The organism is Streptomyces sp. SAS_272, assembly GCF_052543235.1.
This window is the reverse complement of sequence record NZ_JBMNDR010000003.1, coordinates 113,266-138,257: the sequence shown is the minus strand read 5'-3', so window position 1 is coordinate 138,257 and position 24,992 is coordinate 113,266. Positions and strand designations below refer to the sequence as shown.

General features: G+C 71.2%; 20 protein-coding genes and 1 pseudogene. 17 read left to right on the top strand and 4 right to left on the bottom strand.

The window, feature by feature from the left end; all coding sequences use genetic code 11:
* Positions 1–80 precede the first annotated feature (80 nt).
* The 8 genes and pseudogenes from ACN6LD_RS03830 to mutM all read left to right on the top strand — a co-directional run bounded on the left by ACN6LD_RS03830 (position 81) and on the right by mutM (position 8,317).
* Positions 81–3,161: a helicase-related protein gene (locus ACN6LD_RS03830; protein WP_445042519.1), complete on the top strand. Its 3,081-nt coding sequence runs from the start codon at positions 81–83 to the stop codon at positions 3,159–3,161.
* Between the two features lie 76 nt (positions 3,162–3,237).
* Positions 3,238–3,828 (top strand): annotated as a pseudogene (gene rsmD / locus ACN6LD_RS03825) (16S rRNA (guanine(966)-N(2))-methyltransferase RsmD); the annotation flags it as partial.
* A gap of 26 nt (positions 3,829–3,854) precedes the next feature.
* Positions 3,855–4,334 (top strand): pantetheine-phosphate adenylyltransferase, encoded by a 480-nt coding sequence (coaD, locus tag ACN6LD_RS03820; RefSeq protein ID WP_319196261.1) that lies wholly within the window; start codon positions 3,855–3,857, stop codon positions 4,332–4,334.
* A 111-nt stretch (positions 4,335–4,445) separates the two neighbouring features.
* On the top strand, positions 4,446–5,534 hold the full coding sequence (locus ACN6LD_RS03815; protein ID WP_445042518.1) for a cell division initiation protein: 1,089 nt from the start codon (positions 4,446–4,448) through the stop codon (positions 5,532–5,534).
* 183 nt (positions 5,535–5,717) lie between these two features.
* The gene (locus ACN6LD_RS03810; protein WP_319196257.1) at positions 5,718–6,371 is read left to right on the top strand and encodes a YceD family protein; all 654 of its coding nucleotides are present in this window, start codon (positions 5,718–5,720) and stop codon (positions 6,369–6,371) included.
* A gap of 2 nt (positions 6,372–6,373) precedes the next feature.
* Positions 6,374–6,547 (top strand): 50S ribosomal protein L32, encoded by a 174-nt coding sequence (rpmF, locus tag ACN6LD_RS03805; RefSeq protein ID WP_007493396.1) that lies wholly within the window; start codon positions 6,374–6,376, stop codon positions 6,545–6,547.
* Positions 6,548–6,554: 7 nt separating this feature from the next.
* A complete protein-coding gene (gene rnc / locus ACN6LD_RS03800) occupies positions 6,555–7,376 on the top strand; it encodes a ribonuclease III (protein ID WP_415924990.1) in 822 nt (273 codons plus the stop codon).
* 80 nt (positions 7,377–7,456) lie between these two features.
* Positions 7,457–8,317: a bifunctional DNA-formamidopyrimidine glycosylase/DNA-(apurinic or apyrimidinic site) lyase gene (gene mutM / locus ACN6LD_RS03795; RefSeq protein WP_445042517.1), complete on the top strand. Its 861-nt coding sequence runs from the start codon at positions 7,457–7,459 to the stop codon at positions 8,315–8,317.
* Here the strand turns inward: mutM and ACN6LD_RS03790 are convergent.
* Positions 8,290–8,691 carry a winged helix-turn-helix transcriptional regulator gene (locus ACN6LD_RS03790; RefSeq protein WP_319196253.1) on the bottom strand — a complete coding sequence of 134 codons (402 nt, stop codon included), beginning with the start codon at positions 8,689–8,691 and terminating at the stop codon, positions 8,290–8,292. The genes mutM and ACN6LD_RS03790 overlap by 28 nt on opposite strands.
* A gap of 106 nt (positions 8,692–8,797) precedes the next feature.
* On the opposite strand from ACN6LD_RS03790, the gene ACN6LD_RS03785 reads away from it, so the two are divergent.
* Positions 8,798–9,385, top strand: a complete 588-nt coding sequence (locus ACN6LD_RS03785) for a flavodoxin family protein (protein ID WP_319196251.1) — start codon at positions 8,798–8,800, stop codon at positions 9,383–9,385.
* 382 nt (positions 9,386–9,767) lie between these two features.
* Here the strand turns inward: ACN6LD_RS03785 and ACN6LD_RS03780 are convergent, their stop codons facing one another.
* Entirely contained in the window at positions 9,768–10,913 is a 1,146-nt protein-coding gene (locus ACN6LD_RS03780) for a CAP domain-containing protein (RefSeq protein WP_445042516.1), read from the bottom strand.
* A 197-nt stretch (positions 10,914–11,110) separates the two neighbouring features.
* Here ACN6LD_RS03780 and ACN6LD_RS03775 point away from each other — a divergent pair, with 197 nt between their 5' ends.
* The 4 genes from ACN6LD_RS03775 to ACN6LD_RS03760 all read left to right on the top strand — a co-directional run bounded on the left by ACN6LD_RS03775 (position 11,111) and on the right by ACN6LD_RS03760 (position 17,563).
* Positions 11,111–11,392 carry an acylphosphatase gene (locus tag ACN6LD_RS03775; protein ID WP_319196945.1) on the top strand — a complete coding sequence of 94 codons (282 nt, stop codon included), beginning with the start codon at positions 11,111–11,113 and terminating at the stop codon, positions 11,390–11,392.
* Positions 11,393–11,771: 379 nt separating this feature from the next.
* On the top strand, positions 11,772–11,975 hold the full coding sequence (locus ACN6LD_RS03770) for a hypothetical protein (RefSeq protein ID WP_020128723.1): 204 nt from the start codon (positions 11,772–11,774) through the stop codon (positions 11,973–11,975).
* Positions 11,976–12,252: 277 nt separating this feature from the next.
* Complete coding sequence (locus tag ACN6LD_RS03765) at positions 12,253–15,927, top strand: AAA family ATPase (protein WP_445042515.1); 3,675 nt, start codon at positions 12,253–12,255, stop codon at positions 15,925–15,927.
* A gap of 217 nt (positions 15,928–16,144) precedes the next feature.
* Complete coding sequence (locus ACN6LD_RS03760; RefSeq protein ID WP_319196940.1) at positions 16,145–17,563, top strand: sugar porter family MFS transporter; 1,419 nt, start codon at positions 16,145–16,147, stop codon at positions 17,561–17,563.
* A 99-nt stretch (positions 17,564–17,662) separates the two neighbouring features.
* On the opposite strand, the gene ACN6LD_RS03755 is transcribed toward ACN6LD_RS03760, so the two are convergent.
* Entirely contained in the window at positions 17,663–18,634 is a 972-nt protein-coding gene (locus ACN6LD_RS03755) for an LLM class flavin-dependent oxidoreductase (RefSeq protein WP_319196938.1), read from the bottom strand.
* A 206-nt stretch (positions 18,635–18,840) separates the two neighbouring features.
* On the opposite strand from ACN6LD_RS03755, the gene ftsY reads away from it, so the two are divergent.
* A complete protein-coding gene (ftsY, locus tag ACN6LD_RS03750) occupies positions 18,841–20,055 on the top strand; it encodes a signal recognition particle-docking protein FtsY (RefSeq protein WP_445042514.1) in 1,215 nt (404 codons plus the stop codon).
* Between the two features lie 256 nt (positions 20,056–20,311).
* Here the strand turns inward: ftsY and ACN6LD_RS03745 are convergent, their stop codons facing one another.
* Complete coding sequence (locus ACN6LD_RS03745) at positions 20,312–21,001, bottom strand: bifunctional DNA primase/polymerase (protein ID WP_319191662.1); 690 nt, start codon at positions 20,999–21,001, stop codon at positions 20,312–20,314.
* Between the two features lie 447 nt (positions 21,002–21,448).
* Here ACN6LD_RS03745 and nsdA point away from each other — a divergent pair, with 447 nt between their 5' ends.
* The 3 genes from nsdA (at position 21,449) to ACN6LD_RS03730 (ending at position 24,971) form a co-directional block, all read left to right on the top strand.
* Positions 21,449–22,933: a transcriptional repressor NsdA gene (gene nsdA, locus ACN6LD_RS03740; RefSeq protein ID WP_319191664.1), complete on the top strand. Its 1,485-nt coding sequence runs from the start codon at positions 21,449–21,451 to the stop codon at positions 22,931–22,933.
* Positions 22,934–23,292: 359 nt separating this feature from the next.
* Positions 23,293–24,636: an ammonium transporter gene (locus tag ACN6LD_RS03735; protein WP_319191665.1), complete on the top strand. Its 1,344-nt coding sequence runs from the start codon at positions 23,293–23,295 to the stop codon at positions 24,634–24,636.
* Positions 24,633–24,971: a P-II family nitrogen regulator gene (locus tag ACN6LD_RS03730; RefSeq protein ID WP_003997576.1), complete on the top strand. Its 339-nt coding sequence runs from the start codon at positions 24,633–24,635 to the stop codon at positions 24,969–24,971. The genes ACN6LD_RS03735 and ACN6LD_RS03730 overlap by 4 nt, the downstream gene beginning before the upstream one ends.
* The last annotated feature ends 21 nt before the right edge of the window (positions 24,972–24,992 follow it).

Sequence of the window (24,992 nt, the reverse complement as noted above, 5' to 3'; positions counted from 1 at the left end):
CGTCATCCTAGAGCCCGAACGAGCCGTCTGACCAGGGGTTTCAGGACACCTATGCGGCAATGTCAGTGACGTGGTGTGCAATGGATCTCGTGCCCGCACTGAAGGAACCACTGGAACAACCGCTCACGTCAGTGCTCGGCCCCGCCACCGCGAAGGTGATGGCCGAGCACCTCGGCCTGCACACGGTCGGCGACCTCCTGCACCACTACCCCCGCAGATACGAGGAGCGCGGCCAGCTCACCCACCTCGCCGACCTCCCGATGGACGAGCACGTCACAGTGGTCGCCCAGGTCGCCGACGCCCGCCTGCACAGCTTCGCCTCCGCGAAGGCGCCCCGCGGCAAGGGCCAGCGCCTGGAGGTGACCATCACCGACGGCAGCGGCCGGATCCAGCTGGTCTTCTTCGGCAGCGGCGTCCACAAGCCGCACAAGGAGCTGCTGCCGGGCACACGCGCCATGTTCGCGGGCAAGGCCTCGGTCTTCAACCGCCGCCTCCAACTGGCGCACCCGGCCTACGAGCTGCTGCGCGCCGACACCGAGGAATCGGTCGAGACCTGGGCGGGCGCCCTCATCCCGCTCTACCCGGCCACCGCCAAACTGGAGTCCTGGAAGATCGGCAAAGCGGTCCAGACCGTCCTGCCCAGCGCCCAGGAGGCGGTCGATCCGCTCCCGGAGTCGCTGCGCGAAGGCCGCGGGCTGCTGTCCCTGCCCGAGGCCCTCCTGAAGATCCATCGCCCGCACACCAAGGCCGACGTCGCCGACGCCCGCGCCCGCCTGAAGTGGGACGAGGCGTTCGTCCTCCAGGTCGCCCTGGCCCGTCGCCGGCACGCCGACGCCCAACTCCCGGCGGTGGCCCGCAGGCCCGCGCCCGACGGCCTGCTCACCGCCTTCGACGCCCGGCTCCCCTTCACCCTCACCGAGGGGCAGCGGAAGGTCTCCAAGGAGATCTTCGACGACCTGGCGACGGAGCACCCGATGCACCGGCTGCTGCAGGGGGAGGTGGGCTCGGGCAAGGCCCAGCCCCTCGACTCCCTGGTGCTCACGCCCGCCGGTTTCCGGCGGATGGGGGACATGGCCGTGGGCGACGAAGTCGTCGTCCCCGACGGGGAGATCGCGCCGGTCGACGGCGTGTTCCCGCAGGGCGAGCGCGAGGTGTGGCGCCTGGTCCTGTCCGACGGCGCCTCCGTGGAGTGCGACGACGAGCATCTGTGGATCGTCGGCACCGCCTCCGCATGGCGCAGCGGCCGGGCTCCCGGGGTCATGACCACACGCCAGATCCGGCAGGACGTGCTCGCGGCGGACGGAACCCCGAAGTGGTACCTCCCGACCGCGACCCCGGTCGACCTCGGAGGCGACGCGGCGCTCCCGCTGGACCCCTGTCTGCGCGGCGCCCGCCCGGCCGAGGACGAAGGCCTCCGCGACCCGGCCGCGCAAGGCTCGTCCTCGCCCGCCGCGGGCATCCCCGACGCCTTCAAGAACACCTCGGTCAAGAACCGCCTCGCCGTCCTTCAGGGCCTTCTGGACGCGGACGGCACGGTCGGCGCGGACGGCCTGAGCGTCATGTTCCGCACCGGCTCGGGCCGGCTCGCCGACGACGTCGCCTGGATCGTGCGCTCGCTGGGAGGCCGGGCGCGGCTCTCCACGTCGGCGCAGGGCGTCGAGGTCTGCCTCGCCCTGCCCGACGCGCACCCGCCGTTCCGGCTGCCCCGCAAGGCCGCCCGCCTCCGGCCCCGCCCGGACGACGACGGCGAAGCGTTCCGCCGCGGCATCCAGGCCGTCGAGTACGTGGGCCGCAAGCCCGTCCAGTGCATCAGCGTCGCCCATCCGAGCCACGCCTACGTGACCGACCACTTCACGGTCACCCACAACACCATGGTCGCCCTGCGCGCCATGCTGGCCGTCGTCGACGCCGGCGGACAGGCCGCGATGCTCGCCCCCACCGAGGTCCTCGCCCAGCAGCACCACCGTTCCGTCGTCGAGATGATGGGCGATCTGGCCGAGGGCGGCATGCTCGGCGGATCCGAACAGGCCACCAAGGTCGTCCTGCTGACCGGGTCCATGGGCGCGGCGGCCCGCCGCCGGGCGCTGCTGGACCTCGTCACCGGTGAGGCCGGCATCGTGATCGGCACGCACGCGTTGATCGAGGACAAGGTCCAGTTCCACGACCTCGGCCTGGTCGTGGTCGACGAACAGCACCGCTTCGGCGTCGAACAGCGGGACGCTCTGCGCGGCAAGGGCAAGCAGCCCCCGCACCTGCTCGTCATGACGGCCACGCCCATCCCCCGTACCGTCGCCATGACCGTCTTCGGCGACCTGGAGACCTCCGTCCTCGACCAGCTTCCGGCCGGCCGCTCGCCCATCGCCAGCCATGTCGTCCCCGCCGCGGACAAACCCCACTTCCTGGCGCGCGCGTGGGAGCGCGTGCGCGAGGAGGTGGCCGGCGGGCACCAGGCGTACGTCGTCTGCCCCCGCATCGGCGACGACGAGGACGACCCGGAGAAGGCGGGCAAGGCCAAGAAGAAGTCCGCCGGGGACGAGGCCGAGAAGCGGCCCCCGCTCGCCGTCCTCGACGTCGCCGAACAGCTCACGCGAGGCCCCCTCCAAGGACTGCGCATCGAGGTGCTGTACGGCCGGATGCCCCCCGACGACAAGGACGCCGTCATGCGCCGCTTCGCCGCGGGTGACATCGACGTCCTGGTCGCCACGACCGTCATCGAGGTCGGCGTCAACGTCCCGAACGCCACCGTGATGGTGATCATGGACGCCGACCGGTTCGGCGTCTCCCAGCTCCACCAGCTGCGCGGCCGCGTAGGCCGTGGCTCGGCGCCGGGCCTGTGCCTCCTGGTCAGCGAGATGCCGGAGGCCGCCGCGGCCCGGCAGCGGCTGAACGCCGTCGCCGCCACCCTCGACGGCTTCGAGCTCTCCCGCATCGACCTCGAGCAGCGCCGCGAGGGGGACGTCCTCGGCCAGGCCCAGTCGGGCGTCCGCTCCAGCCTGCGCGTCCTCGCGGTCATCGAGGACGAGGAGGTCATCGCCGAGGCGCGGCAGGAAGCGGTGGCCGTCGTCGAGGCGGACCCGGGGCTGACCGCCTACCCGGGCCTGCGCACGGCACTGGACGCCCTGCTGGACGAGGAGAGGGAGCAGTACCTGGACAAGGGGTGAGGAGGACCCACCCGGGGGCGCGGCGCACGGCGCGACCCGCCACACTGAACCCAAAGCCGCCCACCACCAAGGACCAGAGATGACCCGCGTGATCGCCGGAGCAGCCGGCGGACGTCGCCTGGCGGTCCCGCCAGGCACCGGAACCCGTCCCACCTCCGACCGCGCACGCGAAGGCCTCTTCTCCACCTGGCAGTCCCTCCTCGGCGGCCGCCCCCTCGACGGCGAACGGGTCCTCGACCTGTACGCCGGATCAGGGGCCGTCGGTCTGGAAGCCCTGTCCCGCGGCGCCGGCCACACCCTCCTCGTCGAGGCCGACGCGCGAGCGGCCCGCGTCATCCGGGAGAACGTGAGAAACCTCGCCCTCCCCGGCGCCGAGGTCCGTGCGGGGAAGGCCCGACAGGTCATCGAGGCGGAGCCGGCCGCACCGTACGACCTCGTCTTCCTCGACCCCCCGTACGCCGTCCCGGACGACGATCTTCGGGAGATCCTGCTCACACTCCGCTCGAGGGGCTGGCTCGCGGCCGAAGCCCTCGTCACCGTGGAGCGCAGCACCAGAGGCGGTGAGTTCGGCTGGCCGGACGGTTTCGAAGCGCTCCGGGCCCGTCGTTACGGCGAGGGAACGTTTTGGTACGGTCGCGCCGCCTCTACGTGCGAAGACGCACGATGACCGGACCGGAGAGCGAGGGAACACAAGTGCGCCGTGCCGTCTGTCCCGGGTCGTTCGACCCGATCACCAACGGACACCTCGACATCATCTCCCGCGCCTCCCGTCTGTACGACGAGGTCTATGTCGCGGTGATGATCAACAAGTCCAAGAAGGGCCTGTTCGAGATCGACGAGCGGATCGACCTGATCCGCGAGGTCACCGCCGAGTACGGCAACGTCAGGGTCGAGGCGTTCCACGGCCTCCTCGTCGACTTCTGCAAGGAGCGCGGGATCCCGGCCATCGTCAAGGGCCTGCGCGCCGTCAGCGACTTCGACTACGAACTGCAGATGGCGCAGATGAACAACGGTCTCTCCGGCGTCGAGACACTGTTCGTGCCCACCAACCCCACCTACAGTTTCCTCTCCTCGTCCCTGGTCAAGGAGGTCGCCACGTGGGGCGGCGACGTCTCCCACCTGGTGCCGCCCAGGGTTCTCGAAGCGCTGACCGAGCGCCTCGGGCGGGGCTGACCGCCCGACGGCCGTCCTGACGTGCCGTCATCCGGTGTCCGGCGGACACCCCGTGGCCGTACAGTCGTCCCGTCCGTCTCCAACACAGCTGTAGAGAGTGGCGAGCAACCGGTGGACGTGCAGAAGAAGCTCGACGAGATCGTCACGGCGGTCTCCAGTGCCCGGTCGATGCCGATGTCGGCCTCGTGCGTGGTCAACCGCGCGGATCTGCTCGCCCTGCTGGAAGAGGTACGCGCGGCCCTGCCCGACTCCCTGGCCCAGGCCGAGGAACTCATCGGAGGCCGCGAGCAGGTCGTCGAGCAGGCACGCCAGGAGGCGGAGCGGATCATCGAGACCGCTCACGCCGAACGCGGCTCGCTGGTCTCCGGCACCGAGATCGCCCGCCGCTCCCAGGCCGAGGCCGACCGCATCCTCGCCGAGGCCCGCAAGGAGGCCGAGGAGGTCCGCGCGGACGCCGACGACTACGTCGACTCCAAACTCGCCAACTTCGAGGTCGTCCTCACCAAGACCCTCGGCTCCGTGGGCCGCGGCCGCGAGAAGCTCCTCGGCACCGGACCGGGCACCGACGAGAACGGGTACGAGGACGAGGACGCCCCCGAGCGCAGCCACGACCCCGAGACCCTGCGCCGCGACGCCGACGCGTACGTCGACACCAAGCTGGGCGCCTTCGAGGCGGTCCTCGCCAAGACGCTGGAGGCGGTCGGCCGGGGCCGCCAGAAGCTGCACGGCCGCATCGCCACGGACGACCTCGGCGCCCTCGCCGCCGACACCACCACGTTCCAGCACTCCTCGGACGCCGACTACCTCGCCGACCTGGCCGCTCTCGCGGAGCAGGACGCGGCGCCCGCGCAGCCCGCCCCGCAGACGTACGACCAGCCGCAGCCGGCGTACGGCTACCAGCAGCAGCCGGACCCCTACGGCGGCTATCCGCAGCAACAGCAGCAGGGTTACGGCCGGCAGGACGCGTACGGCTATCAGCAGCAGGCCGACCCCTACGCCTATCAGGGGGGCTACGACGCCCAGCAGGCCCCCTACGACCCGAACCAGGCCGTGCAGCAGGACCCGTCCCAGCAGCACCAGCAGGCCCAGCAGCACCAGCAGGCGCAGCAGGGGTACGCCCTCGACGAGACCAGCCTCTTCGACACCGGCATGATCAGCGCCGAGCAGTTGCGCGCCTACGAGCAGGGACGCGGGCTGTAGGCAGCTCGGACGCGGGCTGCGAGGCCGGGCGGACGGGGGCCGGATTGGGCTGTGGGCGAATGCTCCAGTATCCTGGCTCATCGGTCGCGTGTGCGCTTCGCTGATGTCGTATGCGCCCGCGATCACCGCTGCCCGCGACACCGAGGGGCAGCGTCCCCCGAGCTCAGAAGATCGAAAGCAGGAATGGCTCTGAACGCCCGCCTCGACCACCGCAAGCCTCTCGTGTTCGATACGCACGAGCTGGGGCGGCGGCCCGGTGCGCAACAGCGCCTGAACCGCGAGATCGACGCTCCCCAGGATCTCGGGATCCAGGGAGTCGTCGGAGTGCCGGAAGGCGCTCCGGTGGAGCTCGAACTCCGTCTCGAGTCGGTCATGGAAGGTGTGCTCGTCACAGGCACCGCCCGTGCACGGGCCGAGGGGGAGTGCGTAAGGTGTCTGGAGCCGCTCGAGTTCGATCTCGCAGCGGACTTCCAGGAGATGTTCTCGTACCCTGACGCCGACGACCGGGGCCGTGTGAAAGCGGATCCGGCCGACGACGCCGAGGAAGACGAGGACAGGCTCTTCCTCGAGGACGGACTGTTCGACCTCGAACCCGTGCTGCGCGATGCGGTGGTGCTCGCACTGCCGATGCAGCCGGTGTGCCAGGACGACTGCCCCGGCCTGTGCTCCGAGTGCGGAGCCCGGCTGGCGGACGACCCGGACCACCACCACGACGCCGTCGACATCCGTTGGGCGGCACTGCAGGGACTCGCCGGTTCACCTGAAGACGGCGAGAAGGACGAGATGAGCGGCGGCGCGCTTCCATCAGCGCACGCCGACGAGAAGCAGGAGAAGTAGCCGTGGCTGTTCCGAAGCGGAAGATGTCGCGCAGCAACACGCGCCACCGCCGGTCGCAGTGGAAGGCTGCGGTCCCCACCCTGGTTGCGTGCGAGCGCTGCCACGAGCCCAAGCTGCAGCACATCGCGTGCCCGTCTTGTGGCACCTACAACAAGCGCCAGGTCCTCGAGGTCTGAGCGGCTGGTGAGAGGCTTCATGTCTGACGCCAAGGCGGACACGACCGCCAAGAACAAGGCGGACACGGCCTCGTCCCACACGCTTCTGGAAGGGCGGCTCGGCTATCGGCTCGAGTCCGCCCTTCTGGTGCGTGCGCTGACGCACCGTTCCTACGCGTACGAGAACGGCGGTCTGCCGACGAACGAGCGGCTGGAGTTCCTCGGGGACTCCGTGCTCGGCCTGGTCGTCACGGACACGCTGTACCGCACCCACCCCGACCTGCCCGAAGGCCAACTGGCCAAGTTGCGGGCCGCGGTGGTCAACTCTCGTGCGCTGGCGGAGGTCGGTCGTGGCCTCGACCTGGGCTCCTTCATCCGGCTCGGCCGGGGTGAAGAGGGCACGGGCGGCCGGGACAAGGCGTCCATCCTCGCCGACACCCTCGAAGCGGTGATCGGCGCGGTCTATCTCGATCAGGGCCTCGACGCGGCCTCCGAACTGGTGCACCGCCTGTTCGACCCGCTGATCGAGAAGTCCTCGAACCTCGGTGCCGGCCTGGACTGGAAGACCAGTCTCCAGGAGCTCACCGCGACCGAAGGCCTCGGCGTCCCCGAGTACCTGGTCACGGAGACCGGCCCCGACCACGAGAAGACCTTCACTGCTGCCGCCCGCGTCGGAGGCGTCTCGTACGGCACCGGCACCGGCCGCAGCAAGAAGGAGGCGGAGCAGCAGGCCGCCGAGTCCGCGTGGCGGTCCATCCGGGCCGCGGCGGACGAGCGCGCCGGCGAGGCGGCGGCCGAAACGGCCGTCGCGGCCGACGGCAGCGTGGACCAGGAGTCCGCCTCCGCCTGAGCAGCACCACGCGACGAGCGCCCGCCCCTGTCCGGGACGGGCGCTCGGTCCGTGCAGGAACCGACGTCACGGGGGATCCCATGCCCGAGTTGCCCGAGGTCGAGGTAGTCCGGCGTGGTCTGGAGCGGTGGGTCGCCCATCGCACGGTCGCCGGCGCCGAGGTGCTGCACCCTCGCGCAGTGCGCCGTCACCTGGCAGGCGCCGACGACTTCGCGCACCGCCTCGAAGGCCACCGCATCGGCGCCCCGAGCCGGCGCGGCAAGTACCTATGGCTGCCGCTGGAGGACACCGACCAGGCGGTTCTGGCTCATCTCGGCATGAGCGGCCAGCTCCTGGTCCAGCCGCTCCGGGCGCCCGACGAGAAGCATCTGCGCATCCGGGTGCGCTTCGCGGACGACACGGACACCGAGCTCCGCTTCGTCGACCAGCGCACCTTCGGCGGTCTGTCGCTTCATCCGACCGGCCCGGACGGGCTCCCGGACGTCATCGCGCACATCGCCCGTGACCCCCTCGACCCGCTGTTCGACGACGAGGGGTTCCATCAGGCGCTGCGCAGGCGGCGCACCACCGTCAAGCGGGCGCTGCTCGACCAGTCGCTGATCAGCGGCGTCGGAAACATCTACGCGGACGAGGCGCTCTGGCGCTCCCGTCTGCACTACGAACGTCCGACGGCCGCCTTCACCAGGCCCCGCACGTTCGAACTGCTCGGCCATGTCCGGGACGTGATGAACGCGGCCCTCGCCGTCGGCGGCACCAGCTTCGACAGCCTGTACGTCAACGTCAACGGGGAGTCGGGCTACTTCGACCGGTCCCTGGACGCCTACGGGCGTGAGGGACTGCCCTGCAGGCGGTGCGCCACGCCGATGCGCCGGCGCCCCTGGATGAACCGGTCCAGCTACTTCTGCCCGAAGTGTCAGAGGGCGCCGCGCGTCGCGTCGTAGTGCTCGCGCGCGGCCAGGACGTCGGTCATCCGCCCTTCGACGAGGTGGATGAGGCCCAGCAGGCGCTCGGCCACCTCCCGCCCGAGCGGGGTCAGCTCGTAGTCCACGCGGGGCGGGTTGGTGGGCTGCGCCTCGCGGTGCACCAGCCCGTCGCGCTCCAGCGCGTGCAGCGTCTGGGAGAGCATCTTCTCGCTCACGCCGTCGACCCGGCGGCGCAGTTCGTTGAAGCGCAACGAGCCCTCGTACAGCGCCCCGAGAGTCAGTCCGCCCCAGCGGCCGGTGATGTGCTCCAGTGTGCCGCGCGAGGGACAGGCCTTGGCGAACACGTCGAACGGAAGGTCCTGGTCCTCCGCTCTCTCCCGGGTGATGTCCATAGTGCAAGCCTACTCGAAGGTAGCGCTAACCGGTAGGTTGCACTAACTGCAAGTTAGTGCTTTCCTTTGGTCACTGTTCTTGAGCTGCCCATTTCCAGGAGTACGCATGTCCACCCCTGTCGTCTCTGTCGCCTACCACTCCGGCTACGGCCACACCGCCGTCCTCGCCGAAGCCGTCCGCGCCGGTGCCGTCGACGCCGGCGCGGAAGTGCACCTGATCAAGGTCGACGAGATCACCGAGGAGCAGTGGACGCTGCTCGACCGCTCGGACGCCGTCGTGTTCGGATCGCCCACCTACATGGGGACCGCGTCCGCCGCATTCCACGCCTTCGCCGAGGCGACCTCCGCGCGCTGGCCCGACCAGGTGTGGAAGGACAAGCTGGCCGCCGGATTCACCAACTCGGGTTCCAAGAGCGGCGACAAGCTGCACACGCTGCAGTTCTTCCAGATCCTGGCCGCGCAGCTCGGCATGCACTGGGTCAACCTGGGCCTGCTGCCCGGCTGGAACAACTCGGCCGGCTCCGAGCACGACCTCAACCGGCTGGGCGTGTTCCTGGGCGCCGCCGCACAGACCAACGTCGACGAGGGGCCGGACGCGGTCCACAAGGCGGACGTGGCGACGGCCGAACACCTGGGCCGCAGGGTGGCCGAGACCGCACGGGTCTTCCTGGCCGGCCGCGCCCAGGCAGCCTGACCCACGGCCGCCTTGATCCATGCCGTGACCTGCGAAGCAGTCGTCGCGGGTCACGGCGTCGGCCGCCTACCCGGTACGAGCTTCGCCTGCCGACGGGTGGTCCCCGCCCGCGGTCGGCCGCTCCGCTTTCGCTGCCCCTGCCCGTGCCGAGGCCCCCGCGCCCCAGGCGGACTCGCCCGTCGAGCAGTTGCGGCAGCCGGCGGGCCTGAGAGACGCGGGCATCCTCTCCGAGGAGGGGTTCGCGGCCAAGAAGGCAGAGATCCTCGCCCGCATGGGACGGGCTCCGGCCGGCGACCCGCGGCGGGCGCTCCCCGTCAGCGGCGTCGCCGGCGACCCACTGCAGCGTGTGCAGTTTGTCGCCGCTCTCCGACCTGCGGCTTTCTCAGTAGCCGAAGTCCTGCGTCCACCAAGGGCCGCCGGAGCCGAAGTGGACGCCGACGCCCAGTGTCTTGAAGTCGCAGTTCAGGATGTTCGCCTTGTGGCCGGGGCTGTTCATCCAGGCCTCCATGACGGCAGCCGCGTCGGCCTGGCCGCGGGCTATGTTCTCGCCGCCGAGCCCCGATATGCCGGCCTTGGCCGCCCGGTCCCACGGGGTCGCCCCGTCGGGGTCGGTGTGGTCGAAGAACCCGCGGGCGGCCATGTCGGCGCTGAACTTCTCGGCGAGGTCCGACAGGGCGCTGTTCGCGGAGACGGCACTGCAGCCGACCTTGGCCCGCTCCTCGTTCACCAGCTTCAGCACCTCGGCCGCGGCCTGCGTCTCGGCCGACACCGTCACGGGGGCCTCGGACTTCGCCGGCGCCTTGGTGGCGGCCCGCGACTTGGACGGCGTGGTCTTCGGCGTCTTGGAAGGCGTGGACTCGGGCTTCTGCGGAGCCGTCTTCGTCGGCGCGGCCGAGGAGGCGGAGACGGAGGGGGAGGGCGTGGCGGGGGTGGCCGGGGTGGAGGGCGAAGCCGGCCGGCCGGCGTCACGGCTGGTCGGGGCGGAGTCGCGGTCGTCGTCGGCGGAGCCGGACGTGCCGCCCTGCTCGGAGGCCGAGTTCGTCGGAGAGCCCGCGGCGGCCTGGACCTTGTCGCCGGAGCCGCCGCTGCCGCCCCCGAGACGGTAGCCGTCGATACCGGGCACCACGCCCGTGGCCACGGCGACCGTGCCGATCGCCACCGCCGCGGAGACGCCGAGCAGGCCGGACTTCACCGGCGTGGCGACCCTGCGCTTACGGCGGCGGCCCGCACCCGTCCGATTCGCCCCCGGCCGGTGGGAGCCGCCGTCGGGGGTGAACCCGTCGGCGGCGAACACCGCGGTGTCGCCGTGGGCGTAGCCGCCCTCCGCGTACAGGTACTCCTGGCTTCTCGCGACGGAGTCCGCGTACGCCTCCGGGTTCAGATACGGCGCGATGCCGATCGTGGGGAGGGTTTCGGTGTGCGCGTCCTGTGCCCTGTGGCTGTCCGCATGCGAGCCGTGCGTCTGTGTGACCCCCGTGGCGCGGCTCGTGGCGGCGCTGCCGGCGGCGGAGCGTCGGTGGCGTCCCATGTCCTTGCCTTCCTCGTCCGAGCGTGTTCTCAACGGTCGGCCGGAGCCCTGGGGCGACGCGCGCCTCCTGCTCCCTCTGGTCGACCTGACTCACCCGATCGAGTGAGTTTCATATGAGAATCATTGGGTGGGGACGGTACCGCATGGCGCTCGGGGAGGAAGTGTCCCGAGAGACATCGCGCGGTTAGGTTGCATCCATGAGCGAGGATGTACGGCTGGTCGCCTGGGTGCGCGGACACGTCCAGGGCGTGGGATTCCGCTGGTTCACCCGGGCCAAGGCGCTGGAGATCGGCGGCCTGAGTGGTTTTGCTCTCAATTTGGCCGACGGCCGGGTCCAGGTGGTCGCCGAAGGGGCCAAAGAGGCGTGTGAGGAACTGCTCGGCTGGCTTCTGGGTGACGACACGCCCGGACGCGTAGACGGAGTCACCGAGATATGGGACACACCGCGCGGAGGTTACGACGGCTTCGCGATCCGCTGAGAGCTTTCTCCGGGCGCCCCCGTGAAAGCGGAGGGGAATGCCACGGGCACGTGCCCCCAGCAGAAAGGGGCAGGTGATTGCCAAGAATCGCTTGTCGTGGGAGGCTCCGCACTTAAGGATGATCGCCACGCCCTGAGGGCCCCGCAGGAGTCGCAGCGCCGCCGTTCCGGCCGCGCGCCACCGGGCCGCCCGCCAATACGGGGCGTGATCGTGTTGACCGTCAAACTTTTTGGTGAGACGCTGAAAGCACCCCGCGCACCCCAGCTGTTCGGCGTGGATGAACGGCAGCACCAACAAGATCCTGCCGAGCACCGCGGGTGCGAATCCCTCACGACCCACACCGCTTCGGTCGGTCACTCATTGTGGAGGACCATCCATCATGGCAAAGGCGCTTCTCGGTTACGTCGGCGGCTCCGACCCGCGACTCCTCGCCGAGATGCGACGGCTCCAGCAGCGTGTACAAGACCTGGAATCCGAGCTCGGACGGATCCAGGCCGAGAACGACGCGCTGACGGCTGCCGCTTCTCACGAATCGCTTCTGGAGAGCATCGACGCACGCCAGGCGGAGCCTGCGCTCACCTGATCGCTGCACGCTGCACAACGGCACGCAGGGGTCGGGCGGCTCATTCCTACCGCGTCGGACCGCTAGGTTGTCAGAGTTTGCAAGGGACGCTTCGGCGTCCCTTCTTTCTTGTCCCGCATGATTCCGCGCCCCCGCTTCCGCCCCGCTGACCGCGCCCCCGCCGTTGGTTCCCGCGCGCACCCTTTCAGTCTCTTAACGTTTGGTGTGCCCTGCGCGTTCATGGGTGAAACCGCGGGTTCATGGAGTGAGACACCCCCGGCAGGTAGAGTCCAGCGCCGTGCACCTCAAGGCCCTGACCCTCCGGGGGTTCAAGTCGTTCGCTTCCGCGACCACGCTCCGGTTCGAACCGGGGATCACATGCGTCGTCGGTCCGAACGGCTCGGGCAAGTCCAACGTCGTCGACGCCCTCAGCTGGGTCATGGGCGAGCAGGGCGCAAAGTCGCTGCGCGGCGGCAAGATGGAGGACGTCATCTTCGCCGGCACCACCGGCCGCCCCCCGCTGGGCCGCGCCGAGGTGTCCCTGACCATCGACAACTCCGACGGCGCGCTCCCCATCGAGTACGCCGAGGTCACCATCACGCGGATCATGTTCCGCAACGGCGGCAGCGAGTACCAGATCAACGGCGACACCTGCCGGCTGCTCGACATCCAGGACCTGCTCTCCGACTCCGGCATCGGGCGCGAGATGCACGTCATCGTCGGCCAGGGCCAGCTCGACTCCGTCCTGCACGCCGACCCCATGGGCCGCCGCGCCTTCATCGAGGAGGCCGCGGGCGTCCTCAAGCACCGCAAGCGCAAGGAGAAGGCGCTCCGCAAGCTGGACGCGATGCAGGCCAACCTCGCGCGCGTGCAGGACCTCACCGACGAACTCCGGCGTCAGCTCAAACCCCTCGGCCGGCAGGCCGCCGTGGCCCGCCGCGCCGCCGTCATCCAGGCCGATCTGCGCGATGCCAGGCTGCGCCTGCTCGCCGACGACCTGGTACGGCTGCGGGAGGCCCTGCAGACGGAGGTCGCCGACGAGGCCGCCCTCAAGGAACGCAAGGAGGCGGCCGAGCAGGATCTGCGGAAGGCCCTCCAGCGCGAGGCTCTCCTGGAGGACGAGGTCCGGCAGCTCACGCCGCGTCTCCAGCGGGCTCAGCAGACCTGGTACGAGCTGTCCCAGCTCGCCGAACGCGTCCGGGGCACCGTCTCGCTCGCCGACGCCCGGGTGAAGAGCGCCACCTCCGCGCCCCCCGAGGAGCGGCGCGGCCGCGACCCCGAGGACATGGAACGGGAGGCGGCCCGGATCCGCGAGCAGGAGGCCGAACTGGAGGCCGCCCTCGAGGCGGCCCAGCACGCCCTCGACGACACCGTCGCCCACCGCGCGGACCTGGAACGGGAACTGGCCGTCGAAGAACGGCGGCTGAAGGACGTCGCCAGGGCCATCGCCGACCGCCGCGAGGGCCTGGCCCGGTTGAACGGCCAGGTCAACGCCGCCCGCTCGCGCGCCGCCTCCGCACAGGCCGAGATCGACCGCCTCGCCGCCGCCCGCGACGAGGCCCAGGAGCGGGCCGTCGCCGCACAGGAGGAGTACGAGGCGCTCAAGGCGGAGGTCGACGGACTCGACGCGGACGACCACGAGCTCGCCGAACGGCACGAGAGCGCCAAGCGGCGGCTCGCCGAGGCGGAGGCCGCCCTCGCCGACGCCCGCGAGGCGGCGACGGCCGCCGAGCGCAGCCGCGCCGCGACCCTGGCCCGTCGGGACGCCCTGGCTCTGGGACTGCGGCGCAAGGACGGCACGGGCGCCCTGCTCGCCGCGCGCGACCGCCTGAACGGCCTGCTGGGCCCGGCTGCCGGACTGCTGACGGTGACGCCGGGCCACGAGGTCGCGGTCGCTGCGGCCTTCGGCGCCGCCGCGGACGCGATCGCGGTGACGACGCCCGCCGCGGCTGCCGAGGCCATCCGGCTGCTGCGCAAGCAGGACGCGGGGCGCGCAGCGCTGCTGCTCGGCGGTGACGTGGGTGACGTGGGCGACGTGGGCGACGTGCCCGACGCACGCACCGACGGCCGGCTCATCGACGGCCGGCTCATCGACAGCCGTCCCGTCGACGGCCGCCCCGTCGACAGCCAACGCGCCGACGTTCCGCGCCCCGAGGGGCAACGCGCCGACGGGCCGCCGTACGCCGCCGATCTGGTGCGGGGGCCTGCCGAGCTCATGCCCGCCGTGCGCAGGCTCCTGCGGGGGATCGTGGTCGTGGGCACGCTGGAGGACGCCGAGGCGCTGGTCTACGCCCGCCCGGACCTCACCGCGGTGACCGCCGAGGGCGATCTGCTGGGCGCGCACTTCGCGCACGGCGGGTCCGCCGGGGCGCCCAGCCTGCTGGAGGTGCAGGCGTCCGTCGACGAGGCCTCCGCCGAGCTCGACGAGCTGGCCGTGGGGGGCGCGGAGCTGACGGACGCGCAGCGCACGGCGGGCGGGCGTCGCCAGGAGTGTGCCGCGTTCCTCGAGGAGGTGGGCGAGCGGCGGCGGGCCGCCGACCGGGAGAAGTCGGCCGTGGCGCAGCAGCTCGGGCGGCTTGCGGGACAGGCCCGGGGCGCGGCCGGTGAGGCCGAGCGGTCCGCGGCTGCCGCGGCGCGGGCGCAGGAGGCGCTCGACCGGGCCCTGGAAGAGGCCGCGGAACTGGCGGAACGGCTGGCCGTCGCCGAGGAGACGCCGGCCGAGGAGGAGCCCGACTCCGCCGTGCGGGACCGGCTCGCCGCCGACGGGGCCAACGCGCGGCAGACCGAGATGGAGGCCAGGCTTCAGGTCCGTACCCACGAGGAGCGGGTCAAGGGGCTGGCCGGGCGGGCCGATTCGCTGGACCGGGCCGCGCGGGCGGAACGCGAGGCACGTGCGCGTGCCGAGCAGCGGCGGGCGCGGCTGCGGCACGAGGCGGCCGTCGCGGACGCCGTGGCCTCGGGCGCGCGGCAGCTGCTCGCCCACGTGGAGGTCTCCGTGGGCCGGGCCGAGGCGGAGCGGGTCGCCGCCGACGCGGCCAAGGCGCGGCGGGAGCAGGAGCTGGCCGCCGCCCGCGCCGCGGGGCGCGATCTGAAGGGCGAGCTGGACAAGCTGACGGACTCGGTGCACCGCGGCGAGGTCCTCGGCGCCGAGAAGCGGATGCGCATCGAGCAGCTGGAGACGCGGGCGCTGGAGGAGCTGGGCGTGGAGCCCGCGGGGCTCGTCTCCGAGTACGGGCCGCATCAGCTCGTGCCGCCCTCGCCGCCCGCCGAGGGCGAGGTGCTGCCGGAGGACCCGGAGGACCCGCGCAACCGGCCGAGGCCGTTCCTGCGCGCCGAGCAGGAGAAGCGGCTGAAGTCCGCCGAGCGCGCCTACCAGCAGCTCGGCAAGGTGAACCCGCTGGCGCTGGAGGAGTTCTCCGCGCTGGAGGAGCGGCACAAGTTCCTGAGCGAGCAGCTGGAGGACCTCAAGAAGACCCGCACCGACCTGCTTCAAGTGGTGAAGGAGGTCGACGAGCGCGTCGAGCAGGTCTTCACCGAGGCGTTCCGGGACACCGCACGGCAGTTCGAGGGCGTGTTCAGCCGGCTGTTCCCGGGCGGGGAGGGGCGGCTGATCCTGACCGACCCCGACAACATGCTCACCACGGGCGTGGACGTGGAGGCCCGGCCCCCGGGCAAGAAGGTCAAGCGGCTCAGTCTGCTCTCCGGCGGCGAGCGGTCGCTGACCGCGGTGGCCATGCTGGTGTCGATCTTCAAGGCGCGGCCCAGCCCCTTCTACGTCATGGACGAGGTCGAGGCCGCCCTCGACGACACCAACCTGCAGCGGCTCATCCGGATCATGCAGGAGCTGCAGGAGTCCTCGCAGCTGATCGTGATCACGCACCAGAAGCGCACGATGGAGGTCGCCGACGCGCTGTACGGCGTGTCCATGCAGGGCGATGGTGTGTCGAAGGTCATCAGCCAGCGCCTGCGTTGACCGGCCGGAGCGGGTACCCGTGATCCAGCTCCCACCGCTTCTGCTTCAAGAATTGAACACAAATCCTGCACGTGGGCGCTGAAAAGTCACAGCCGGGCTCTCTTGACTTCGAAACTTGAAGGCATAGTCTCGGCACCGTTGCTTTTACCTTCAGGTGCCACGTATCTGGAGGTGCTGATCCCGTCGGCAGCGCTGCCGACGGCTCGAGGAGTTGAACGTGACCAGCACGACGCAGGCACAGAAGTCAGGAGCCGGCAGGGCTCATCCCGATCATCTCGGGCACGTCGTCTTCATCGCGGCGGCGGCCGCGATGGGCGGATTCCTCTTCGGCTACGACAGCTCCGTGATCAACGGCGCCGTGGAGGCCATCAGGGACCGCTACGACATCGGCTCCGCGGCCCTCGCCCAGGTCATCGCGATCGCCCTGATCGGCTGCGCCGTCGGCGCCGCGACCGCCGGCCGCATCGCCGACCGCATCGGCCGTATCCGGGTCATGCAGATCGCCGCCGTGCTGTTCACGGTCAGCGCCGTCGGCTCGGCGCTGCCCTTCTCCCTGTGGGACTTCGCCTTCTGGCGGGTCGTCGGCGGCTTCGCCATCGGCATGGCCTCCGTCATCGGCCCCGCCTACATCGCGGAGGTCGCCCCGCCCGCCTACCGCGGACGGCTCGGCTCCTTCCAGCAGGCCGCGATCGTCATCGGCATCGCGATCTCGCAGCTGGTCAACTGGGGACTGCTCAACTCCGCGGGCGGCGACCAGCGCGGCAAGCTCATGGGCCTGGAGGCCTGGCAGGTCATGCTCGGCGTCATGGTGGTCCCGGCCGTCCTGTACGGCCTGCTCTCCTTCGCCATCCCCGAGTCCCCCCGCTTCCTGATCTCCGTGGGCAAGCGAGAGCGGGCCCGCGAGATCCTCGAGGAGGTCGAAGGCGGGAGCGTCGACCTGGACGCCCGCGTCACCGAGATCGAGCACGCGATGAAGAGCGAGCACAAGTCGACGTTCAAGGACCTGCTCGGCGGTTCCTTCTTCTTCAAGCCGATCGTCTGGATCGGCATCGGCCTGTCGGTCTTCCAGCAGTTCGTCGGCATCAACGTCGCGTTCTACTACTCCTCCACGCTGTGGCAGTCGGTCGGCGTCGACCCGACCGACTCCTTCTTCTACTCGTTCACGACGTCGATCATCAACATCGTCGGCACGGTCATCGCGATGATCTTCGTGGACCGCGTCGGCCGCAGGCCGCTGGCACTGATCGGCTCCGCCGGCATGGTCGTCGGCCTCGCGTTCGAGGCCTGGGCGTTCTCCTTCGACCTCGTCGACGGCAAGCTGCCCGCCACCCAGGGCTGGATCGCCCTGATCGCCGCCCACGTGTTCGTCCTCTTCTTCGCCCTGTCCTGGGGCGTCGTCGTCTGGGTCTTCCTCGGCGAGATGTTCCCCAACCGCCTTCGTGCCGCGGCCCTCGGCGTGGCCGCCTCCGCGCAGTGGATCGCCAACTGGGCCATCACCGCGAGCTTCCCGTCGCTGGCCGACTGGAACCTCTCCGCGACCTACATGATCTACACGGTCTTCGCCGCGCTCTCCATCCCGTTCGTCCTGAAGTACGTCAAGGAGACGAAGGGCAAGGCGCTGGAGGAGATGGGCTGAGGCCTCCGAAGGCCTCTGCCGCCAAGGCCCCCGATCTCGAGGAGCCGGGCCCGCCCCCGCTGCCCGCTCCTCGACCCCTGGAGGACGTGCCGCCCCGGCTCACCCGCCGAGCCGGGGCAGCACGTCTTCGCAGAACAGCCGCAGGCTGCGCCACCCCTCCTCCACCGGCATCCCGCCCGCCAGCGGATGCAGGACGAGGTTGTCGAGCCCCTGCGCCACGCATGCGTCCGGCGTGAGGATCCGGTACACGCCCTCCTCCCGCAGCTCCGCCACCGTCGTCGCCCCCGACTTCACCGCCGAGCGGATCTCGCCCGACTGCCAGGAGGCGTAGGTCCGCGCCTCGTGCAGGAAGCGCTCGCCGTGCTCGGCCCACGCCCGGTCCGGGTCCTCGGCGACATGGAGCAGGGGCGTCTCGGCGCCCGGCATCATCGTCCAGCCCTCCGTCCCGTACTCCGCCAGCCGCTCCTTGTAGTAGGCCTCCAGCTCCGGCAGATGGGCGCTGGGGAAGAACGGCAGCCCGAGACGGGCGGCCCGGCGGGCGGCGGCCTTCGAGGATCCGCCCACCAGCAGCAGGGGGTGCGGATCGGTCGCCGGGCGGGGGGTGACGCGTACCGTGCGCCCCCGGTAGGTGAACTCCTCGCCGGTCCAGGCCTTCAGCACGGTCTCCAGCAGCTCGTCCTGGAGCCGCCCACGCCGCTTCCAGTCCACTCCGGCGCGGGCGTACTCCTCCGGCCGGTAGCCGATCCCGGCGACCGTGACCAGCCGCCCACCGCTCAGCAGATCCAGCACCGCGATGTCCTCGGCCAGCCGCAGCGGGTCGTGCAGCGGTCCGATGACGGCCGAGACGGTCACCGCCAGCCGCCGCGTCGCACCGAGCACAGAGCCCGCGAAGACGAAGGGCGACGGCAGCCAGTTGTTCTCGACGCCGTGATGCTCCTCGGTCTGTACGAGGGTCACGCCGTGCCGGTCGGCGTACGTGGCCATCTCCAGCGCGGTCCGGTAGCGGACGCCCAGCTCGGCGGGGGTCGCACCGGGTGCGACGAGGTTGAATCGGACGACGGTGACGGGCATGGAGAACCCCCTTCGGCGGATGCGGGGACCGTAGCTGACGAGGTGTCAGATGGCCATGGGCCGGGACGAACCGGCTGCGAGCGGCGGCCGGGGGCCGCCCGTTCCCGCCGGCCCGGCCGCGGGGGGAGGCCGGACGGGGGCCGCCTGACGCGCGGCCGGGCCGCCGCCCGCCCCGGCCGGGAGGGGTCACGCATACTGGACCCGTTATGGAAACCGTCATCCTTGCTGTAGTCATCGCCGTGGTCGTGCTCGCAGTGCTCGGCGGGCTGGTCGTCGGCAGTCGGCGGAAGAAGCCGCTGCCCCCGCCGCCCCCCGCAGCGCCCGACATCACCGCCCCTCCGGCCGAACCGCACGTCGGCGACGAGGCCGAGACGCCGCGCGACGAACCGCGCCGCACGATCGAGGAGGTGGATCTTCCCGACGGCGGCTCGACCGGCACCGCCGTCGAGGAGCCCCCCGTCCTCCCCCCGCTCGAGGTTCCCGAACTCGAGGTCCCGGAGCCCACCGAGGGGCGGCTGGTGCGCCTGCGCGCCCGCCTCTCCCGCTCCCAGAACGCCCTGGGCAAGGGGCTCCTCACGCTGCTCTCGCGTGAGCACCTCGACGACGACACCTGGGAGGAGATCGAGGACACGCTGCTCACCGCCGACGTCGGCGTGGCCCCCACCCAGGAGCTGGTCGAACGACTGCGCGAGCGCGTGAAGGTGCTCGGCACCCGCACTCCCGAGGAACTGCGCGCTCTGCTGCGCGAGGAGCTGCTCAAGCTGGTCGGCACCGAGGTCGACCGCACCGTGAAGACCGAGCCCGAGGACCGCAAGCCGGGCATCGTGATGGTCGTCGGCGTCAACGGCACCGGCAAGACCACCACCACCGGCAAGCTCGCGCGGGTGCTCGTGGCCGACGGGCGCACCGTCGTCCTGGGCGCCGCCGACACGTTCCGCGCGGCCGCCGCCGACCAGCTCCAGACCTGGGGCGAGCGGGTCGGCGCGCACACCGTGCGCGGTCCCGAGGCCGGCGATCCCGCCTCCGTCGCGTTCGACGCGGTGAAGGAGGGCAAGGAGATGGGCGTCGACGTCGTCCTCATCGACACCGCCGGCCGCCTCCACACCAAGACCGGCCTGATGGACGAGCTCGGCAAGGTCAAGCGGGTCGTCGAGAAGCACGCCCCGCTGGACGAGGTGCTGCTCGTGCTCGACGCCACCACCGGGCAGAACGGGCTCGTCCAGGCCCGCGTCTTCGCCGAGGTCGTCGACATCACCGGCATCGTGCTGACCAAGCTGGACGGCACCGCGAAGGGCGGCATCGTGGTCGCGGTCCAGCGCGAGCTGGGCGTCCCCGTCAAGCTGGTCGGACTGGGCGAGGGGGCGGACGACCTCGCGCCGTTCGAGCCGGAGGCCTTCGTTGACGCCCTTATCGGGGACTGACCGGTCGGCAGCGCGAGGTCGAGAACCGAAGACGGTGTGCCGGGAGGCAGACCGGGGCACGGAAGAAGCGCCCGCTCCGAGGTGCAGTTGGAGCGGGCGCTTCGCCGTGTACGTCGTCGCAGGCCGCGGGGGAGGGGCGCCGCGGTGACCCCGGGCGGCCCCGTGCGGGGTCCGAGCGACCCCGCGGCCTGCGTCAGGCGGGGGTGCGGCCGATGTCAGAGGGCGGTGCGGCCGATGTCCGGGGGTGTGGCCGGCGTCAGGCCGTGCGGCCGAGGGTCTCCCGCGGGCCCTGGGCGCGTGAGCGGTGGGCCAGGTACGCCAGCGTCCCCAGCAGCAGCCGGGCCTCCGGGGGGCGGGTCGCCGAGTCCAGAGCGGGCGCGCGCAGCCAGCGCACCGGACCGAGCCCGCCGCGGTCGGAGGGCGGGGCCGTGATGAACGTGCCGGGTCCGAGGCCGCGCAGGTCGAGGGCGGCCGGATCGTCCCAGCCCATCCGGTAGAGCAGGTCCGTCAGCTCGGCGGCCGCGCCGGGGGCGACGAAGAACTGGGTACGGCCCTCGGGCGTGGCGATGACCGGGCCGAGGGGCAGGCCCATGCGCTCGAGGCGGACCAGGGCGCGCCGCCCGGCGGATTCGGCGACATCGAGCACGTCGAACGCGCGTCCGACCGGCAGCATCACCGCGGCGCCGGGGAACCCGCCCCAGGTCCTGCCCACGTCGTCGAGGGTGGCGCCGGCCGGGACGCGCGGGGCGAACTCCAGCGGGTGCGCCCCCGGTTCGCGGCACCCGGGGCGTCCGCAGGAGCAGACGCCCGCCGCGGCCCGTGCGCCGGGCACCGCGTCCCAGCCCCACAGTCCCGTGAACTCGGCGACGGCGGTGCACTCGGACGAGCGACCGCGCCTGCGCGCGCCGGAGCGGATCTCGCGAATGCCGCCGATCGTGAAGCCCATGCCCCCTCCAACGGGTCCTACGCGCCGCTGGTTACGCAGCGGTCGAGCACCGTGACTCTGTGTGCTTCCGCTTCCCCCGGGCCGCCCGATCCAGGCAGCGCCCGGAAGCGCCGCGGGTGGTGGGCTCGGCTTCGCGCGCCCCTGAGTGCTTCGCTCCGCTCACCCATGGCTGTTCTCTGTCAAGTGAATCGCGTACGGGTCATCGGGAGTTCATCCGAAGGGGTGGCGAATGGTGGCGTTTCCGGGATCGCCGTGGCTGGGACCGTGATCGTAGGATTACTTTGAGTAGGCGGGTCCTGTGGGTGCTTGCGCTCGTGGGTATGCCGGGGGCAAGTCGGGTTTCCGTTCGAAGGGTGACAAGTGCCGTACGGCGGGCCCTATTTACCGGCATTCTGATAAGGCTTGGCGCACTCAGTGACAAGTGGTCTCAGGGATGGGGGCGTTCCAGTGAGCGGCAACGGCGGAAGCGGGAACAACGCTGCGAGCGCGGACAGGCGCCCGAACGAGCTGCTCACCTCGTGGTTCGTGCGCAGCGGCTGGTCGAAGGGCGAACTCGCACGTCAAGTGAACCGTCGTGCCCGCCAGTTGGGCGCCAACCACATCTCCACCGACACCTCGCGCGTGCGCCGCTGGCTGGACGGCGAGAACCCCCGCGAGCCCATCCCCAGGATCCTCTCCGAGCTGTTCTCCGAGCGGTTCGGCTGCGTCGTCTCGGTCGAGGACCTCGGCCTGCGCGCGGCCCGGCAGGTGCCCTCCGCGACCGGCGTCGACCTGCCGTGGACGGCCCCGCAGACGGTGGCCCAGCTCAGCGAGTTCTCGCGCAGCGACCTGATGCTGGCGCGCCGCGGCTTCCTCGGGACGTCGCTCGCCCTGTGCGCGGGGCCCTCCCTCATCGAGCCGATGCAGCGCTGGCTGGTCCCCTCGCCGCCCGCCCCGCTCGAGGAGCCGGAGTCGGTGCCGACCAGCCGGGCCCGCGGCCGGCTCTCCCGGCCCGAGCTGGACCTGCTGGAGTCCACCACCGTGATGTTCCGGCAGTGGGACGCCCAGTGCGGCGGCGGTCTGCGCCGCAAGGCGGTCGTCGGGCAGCTGCACGAGGTGACCGACCTGCTCCAGGAGCCCCAGCCCGAGTCCACCTCGCGCAGGCTCTTCAAGGTGGCCGCCGAGCTGGCCGAGCTCGCCGGCTGGATGAGCTACGACGTGGGACTCCAGCCGACCGCGCAGAAGTACTTCGTCCTGGCCCTGCACGCGGCGAAGGAGGCCGGCGACCGGCCGCTCGGCAGCTACGTGCTGTCGAGCATGAGCCGCCAGATGATCCACCTCGGCCGGCCGGAGGACGCGCTGGAGCTGATCCACCTCGCCCAGTACGGCAGCCGGGACTGCGCCGGCCCGCGCACCCAGTCCATGCTGTATGCGATGGAGGCCCGCGCCTACGCCAACATGGGCCAGCCCGGCCGGTGCAAGCGCGCGGTCCGGATGGCCGAGGACACCTTCGCCGAGACCGACGAGTGGGACGAGCCGGACCCCGACTGGATCCGCTTCTTCTCCGAGGCCGAGCTGTACGGCGAGAACAGCCACTCCTTCCGCGACCTGGCCTACGTCGCCGGCCGCAGCCCCGCCTACGCGTCGCTGGCCGAGCCTCTGATGCGGCGGGCCGTCGAACTGTTCGCGGGCGACGGCGACCACCAGCGCTCCTATGTGCTCAACCTGATCGGCATGGCCACGGTGCACCTGCTGCAGCGCGAGCCCGAGCAGAGCACGGTTCTCGCCACACAGGCCATGAAGGAGGCCAAGAAGGTGCGCTCCGAGCGCGTCGACACTCGTATCCGAAAGACGGTCGACAGCGCCGTACGCGATTTCGGGGATCTCTCCGAGGTCGTGGACCTGACCGAGCGGCTCACCGTGGAGCTGCCGGAGACGGCCGAAGCGGTCTGAACGACCCCGCCCGACCGGCCGCCGGCAGCGGTCCACCGGGCGAAACCCCAGAACCCCGGCCGCGGCCGGTCCTCCCGAACTGCCCGACTCGGCTCCCCCATGCCAGGTCATCGGAAGGCCGACCGCGGCCGGTTTTCTTCCTTCAGTGAAGGTTGCGCCACCATAACGATCCACTCGTCGAACATCAGCCAGTTCACCGAGGCGTAACGCACGAGGCGCCTTCGTCACGGCGGCGAAACAACGAGGGGCCTCCACCGAAACGGCGCTGCGCGAATCTCATGGCGCATAACCGGCCCACCCCTCACGAACCCGCTCTGGCTTCGCCCGCACGGGGCCGTACCTACGACGAGGAGACGCCGATGGCAGCAGCCATCACGCTTGCCGCGGAGGCACCCAAGCTGTCCTCCGCGAACACAGGCTTCATGCTCATCTGTTCCGCCCTGGTGCTGATCATGACCCCGGGCCTCGCCTTCTTCTACGGAGGCATGGTCCGGGTCAAAAGCACGCTGAACATGCTGATGATGAGCTTCATCAGCATCGGGATCGTCACCATCCTGTGGGTGTTGTACGGCTTCTCGCTCGCCTTCGGCACCGACTCCGGCAGCCTCATCGGCTGGAACTCCGACTGGGTCGGTCTCAGCAACATCGGCCTGACGGAGCTGTGGGACGGCTACACCATCCCGATCTTCGTGTTCATGGTCTTCCAGATGATGTTCGCGATCATCACGCCCGCCCTGATCAGCGGTGCGCTCGCGGACCGCGTCAAGTTCTCCGCCTGGGCGCTGTTCGTCGCCCTGTGGGCCACGGTCGTCTACTTCCCGGTCGCGCACTGGGTCTGGGGCGCCGGCGGCTGGGCCTTCGAGCTGGGCGTCATCGACTTCGCCGGCGGTACGGCCGTCCACATCAACGCCGGCGCCGCGGCCCTCGGCGTGATCCTCGTCATCGGCAAGCGCGTCGGGTTCAAGAAGGACCCGATGCGCCCGCACAGCCTGCCGCTGGTCATGCTCGGCGCCGGTCTGCTGTGGTTCGGCTGGTTCGGCTTCAACGCCGGCTCGTGGCTCGGCAACGACGACGGCGTCGGCGCGCTGATGTTCGTCAACACGCAGGTCGCCACCGCCGCCGCCATGCTGGCCTGGCTCATCTACGAGAAGATCCGCCACGGCGCGTTCACCACGCTGGGCGCCGCCTCCGGCGCAGTCGCCGGTCTGGTCGCCATCACCCCCTCGGGCGGAGCCGTCTCCCCGCTCGGCGCGATCGCCGTCGGCGCCATCGCCGGTCTGCTCTGCGCCATGGCCGTCGGCCTGAAGTACAAGTTCGGTTACGACGACTCGCTCGACGTCGTCGGCGTCCACCTCGTCGGCGGTGTCATCGGCTCCCTGCTGATCGGCTTCTTCGCCACCGGCAAGGGACAGTCCACCGCGACCGGCGTCTTCTACGGCGACCACTCCTTCGACCAGCTGTGGAAGCAGTGCGCCGGAGTCTTCGCGGTCCTCGCCTACTCGCTGGTGGTCTCCGCGATCCTCGCCTTCCTCCTCGACAAGACCATCGGCATGAGGGTCTCCGAGGACGACGAGATCGCCGGCATCGACCAGGCCGAGCACGCCGAGACCGCATACGACTTCAGCGGGGCCGGCGGTGGCGCCGCCCGCACGACCGTCCCCCCGACCGCCGTCGCCGGGGCGAGCAAGAAGGTGGACGCATGAAGCTCATCACCGCCGTCGTGAAGCCCCACCGGCTCGACGAGATCAAGGAAGCCCTGCAGGCCTTCGGCGTGCACGGACTGACGGTCACCGAGGCCAGCGGCTACGGTCGTCAGCGGGGACACACCGAGGTCTACCGCGGCGCCGAGTACACGGTGGACCTGGTCCCCAAGATCCGCATCGAGGTGCTGGCGGAGGACGACGACGCCGAGCAGCTGATCGACGTCATCGTCAAGGCCGCCCGCACCGGCAAGATCGGTGACGGCAAGGTCTGGTCCCTCCCGGTCGAGACGGCCGTACGGGTCCGCACCGGCGAGCGCGGCCCGGACGCGCTCTGACGGCAGAAGAGAACAGGAGTC

What these genes read in the sequence shown, in the direction of transcription:
- mutM (WP_445042517.1), top strand. Translation starts at nt 7,457, where the DNA reads ATGCCCGAGTTGCCCGAGGTCGAGGTAGTCCGGCGTGGTCTGGAGCGG.
- ACN6LD_RS03735 (WP_319191665.1), top strand. Translation starts at nt 23,293, where the DNA reads ATGGCAGCAGCCATCACGCTTGCCGCGGAGGCACCCAAGCTGTCCTCC.
- ACN6LD_RS03770 (WP_020128723.1), top strand. Translation starts at nt 11,772, where the DNA reads ATGGCAAAGGCGCTTCTCGGTTACGTCGGCGGCTCCGACCCGCGACTC.
- ACN6LD_RS03790 (WP_319196253.1), bottom strand. Translation starts at nt 8,691, where the DNA reads ATGGACATCACCCGGGAGAGAGCGGAGGACCAGGACCTTCCGTTCGAC.
- ACN6LD_RS03780 (WP_445042516.1), bottom strand. Translation starts at nt 10,913, where the DNA reads ATGGGACGCCACCGACGCTCCGCCGCCGGCAGCGCCGCCACGAGCCGC.
- ACN6LD_RS03830 (WP_445042519.1), top strand. Translation starts at nt 81, where the DNA reads ATGGATCTCGTGCCCGCACTGAAGGAACCACTGGAACAACCGCTCACG.
- ACN6LD_RS03745 (WP_319191662.1), bottom strand. Translation starts at nt 21,001, where the DNA reads ATGGGCTTCACGATCGGCGGCATTCGCGAGATCCGCTCCGGCGCGCGC.
- ftsY (WP_445042514.1), top strand. Translation starts at nt 18,841, where the DNA reads ATGGAAACCGTCATCCTTGCTGTAGTCATCGCCGTGGTCGTGCTCGCA.
- ACN6LD_RS03785 (WP_319196251.1), top strand. Translation starts at nt 8,798, where the DNA reads ATGTCCACCCCTGTCGTCTCTGTCGCCTACCACTCCGGCTACGGCCAC.
- ACN6LD_RS03810 (WP_319196257.1), top strand. Translation starts at nt 5,718, where the DNA reads ATGGCTCTGAACGCCCGCCTCGACCACCGCAAGCCTCTCGTGTTCGAT.
- ACN6LD_RS03755 (WP_319196938.1), bottom strand. Translation starts at nt 18,634, where the DNA reads ATGCCCGTCACCGTCGTCCGATTCAACCTCGTCGCACCCGGTGCGACC.
- ACN6LD_RS03730 (WP_003997576.1), top strand. Translation starts at nt 24,633, where the DNA reads ATGAAGCTCATCACCGCCGTCGTGAAGCCCCACCGGCTCGACGAGATC.
- ACN6LD_RS03775 (WP_319196945.1), top strand. Translation starts at nt 11,111, where the DNA reads ATGAGCGAGGATGTACGGCTGGTCGCCTGGGTGCGCGGACACGTCCAG.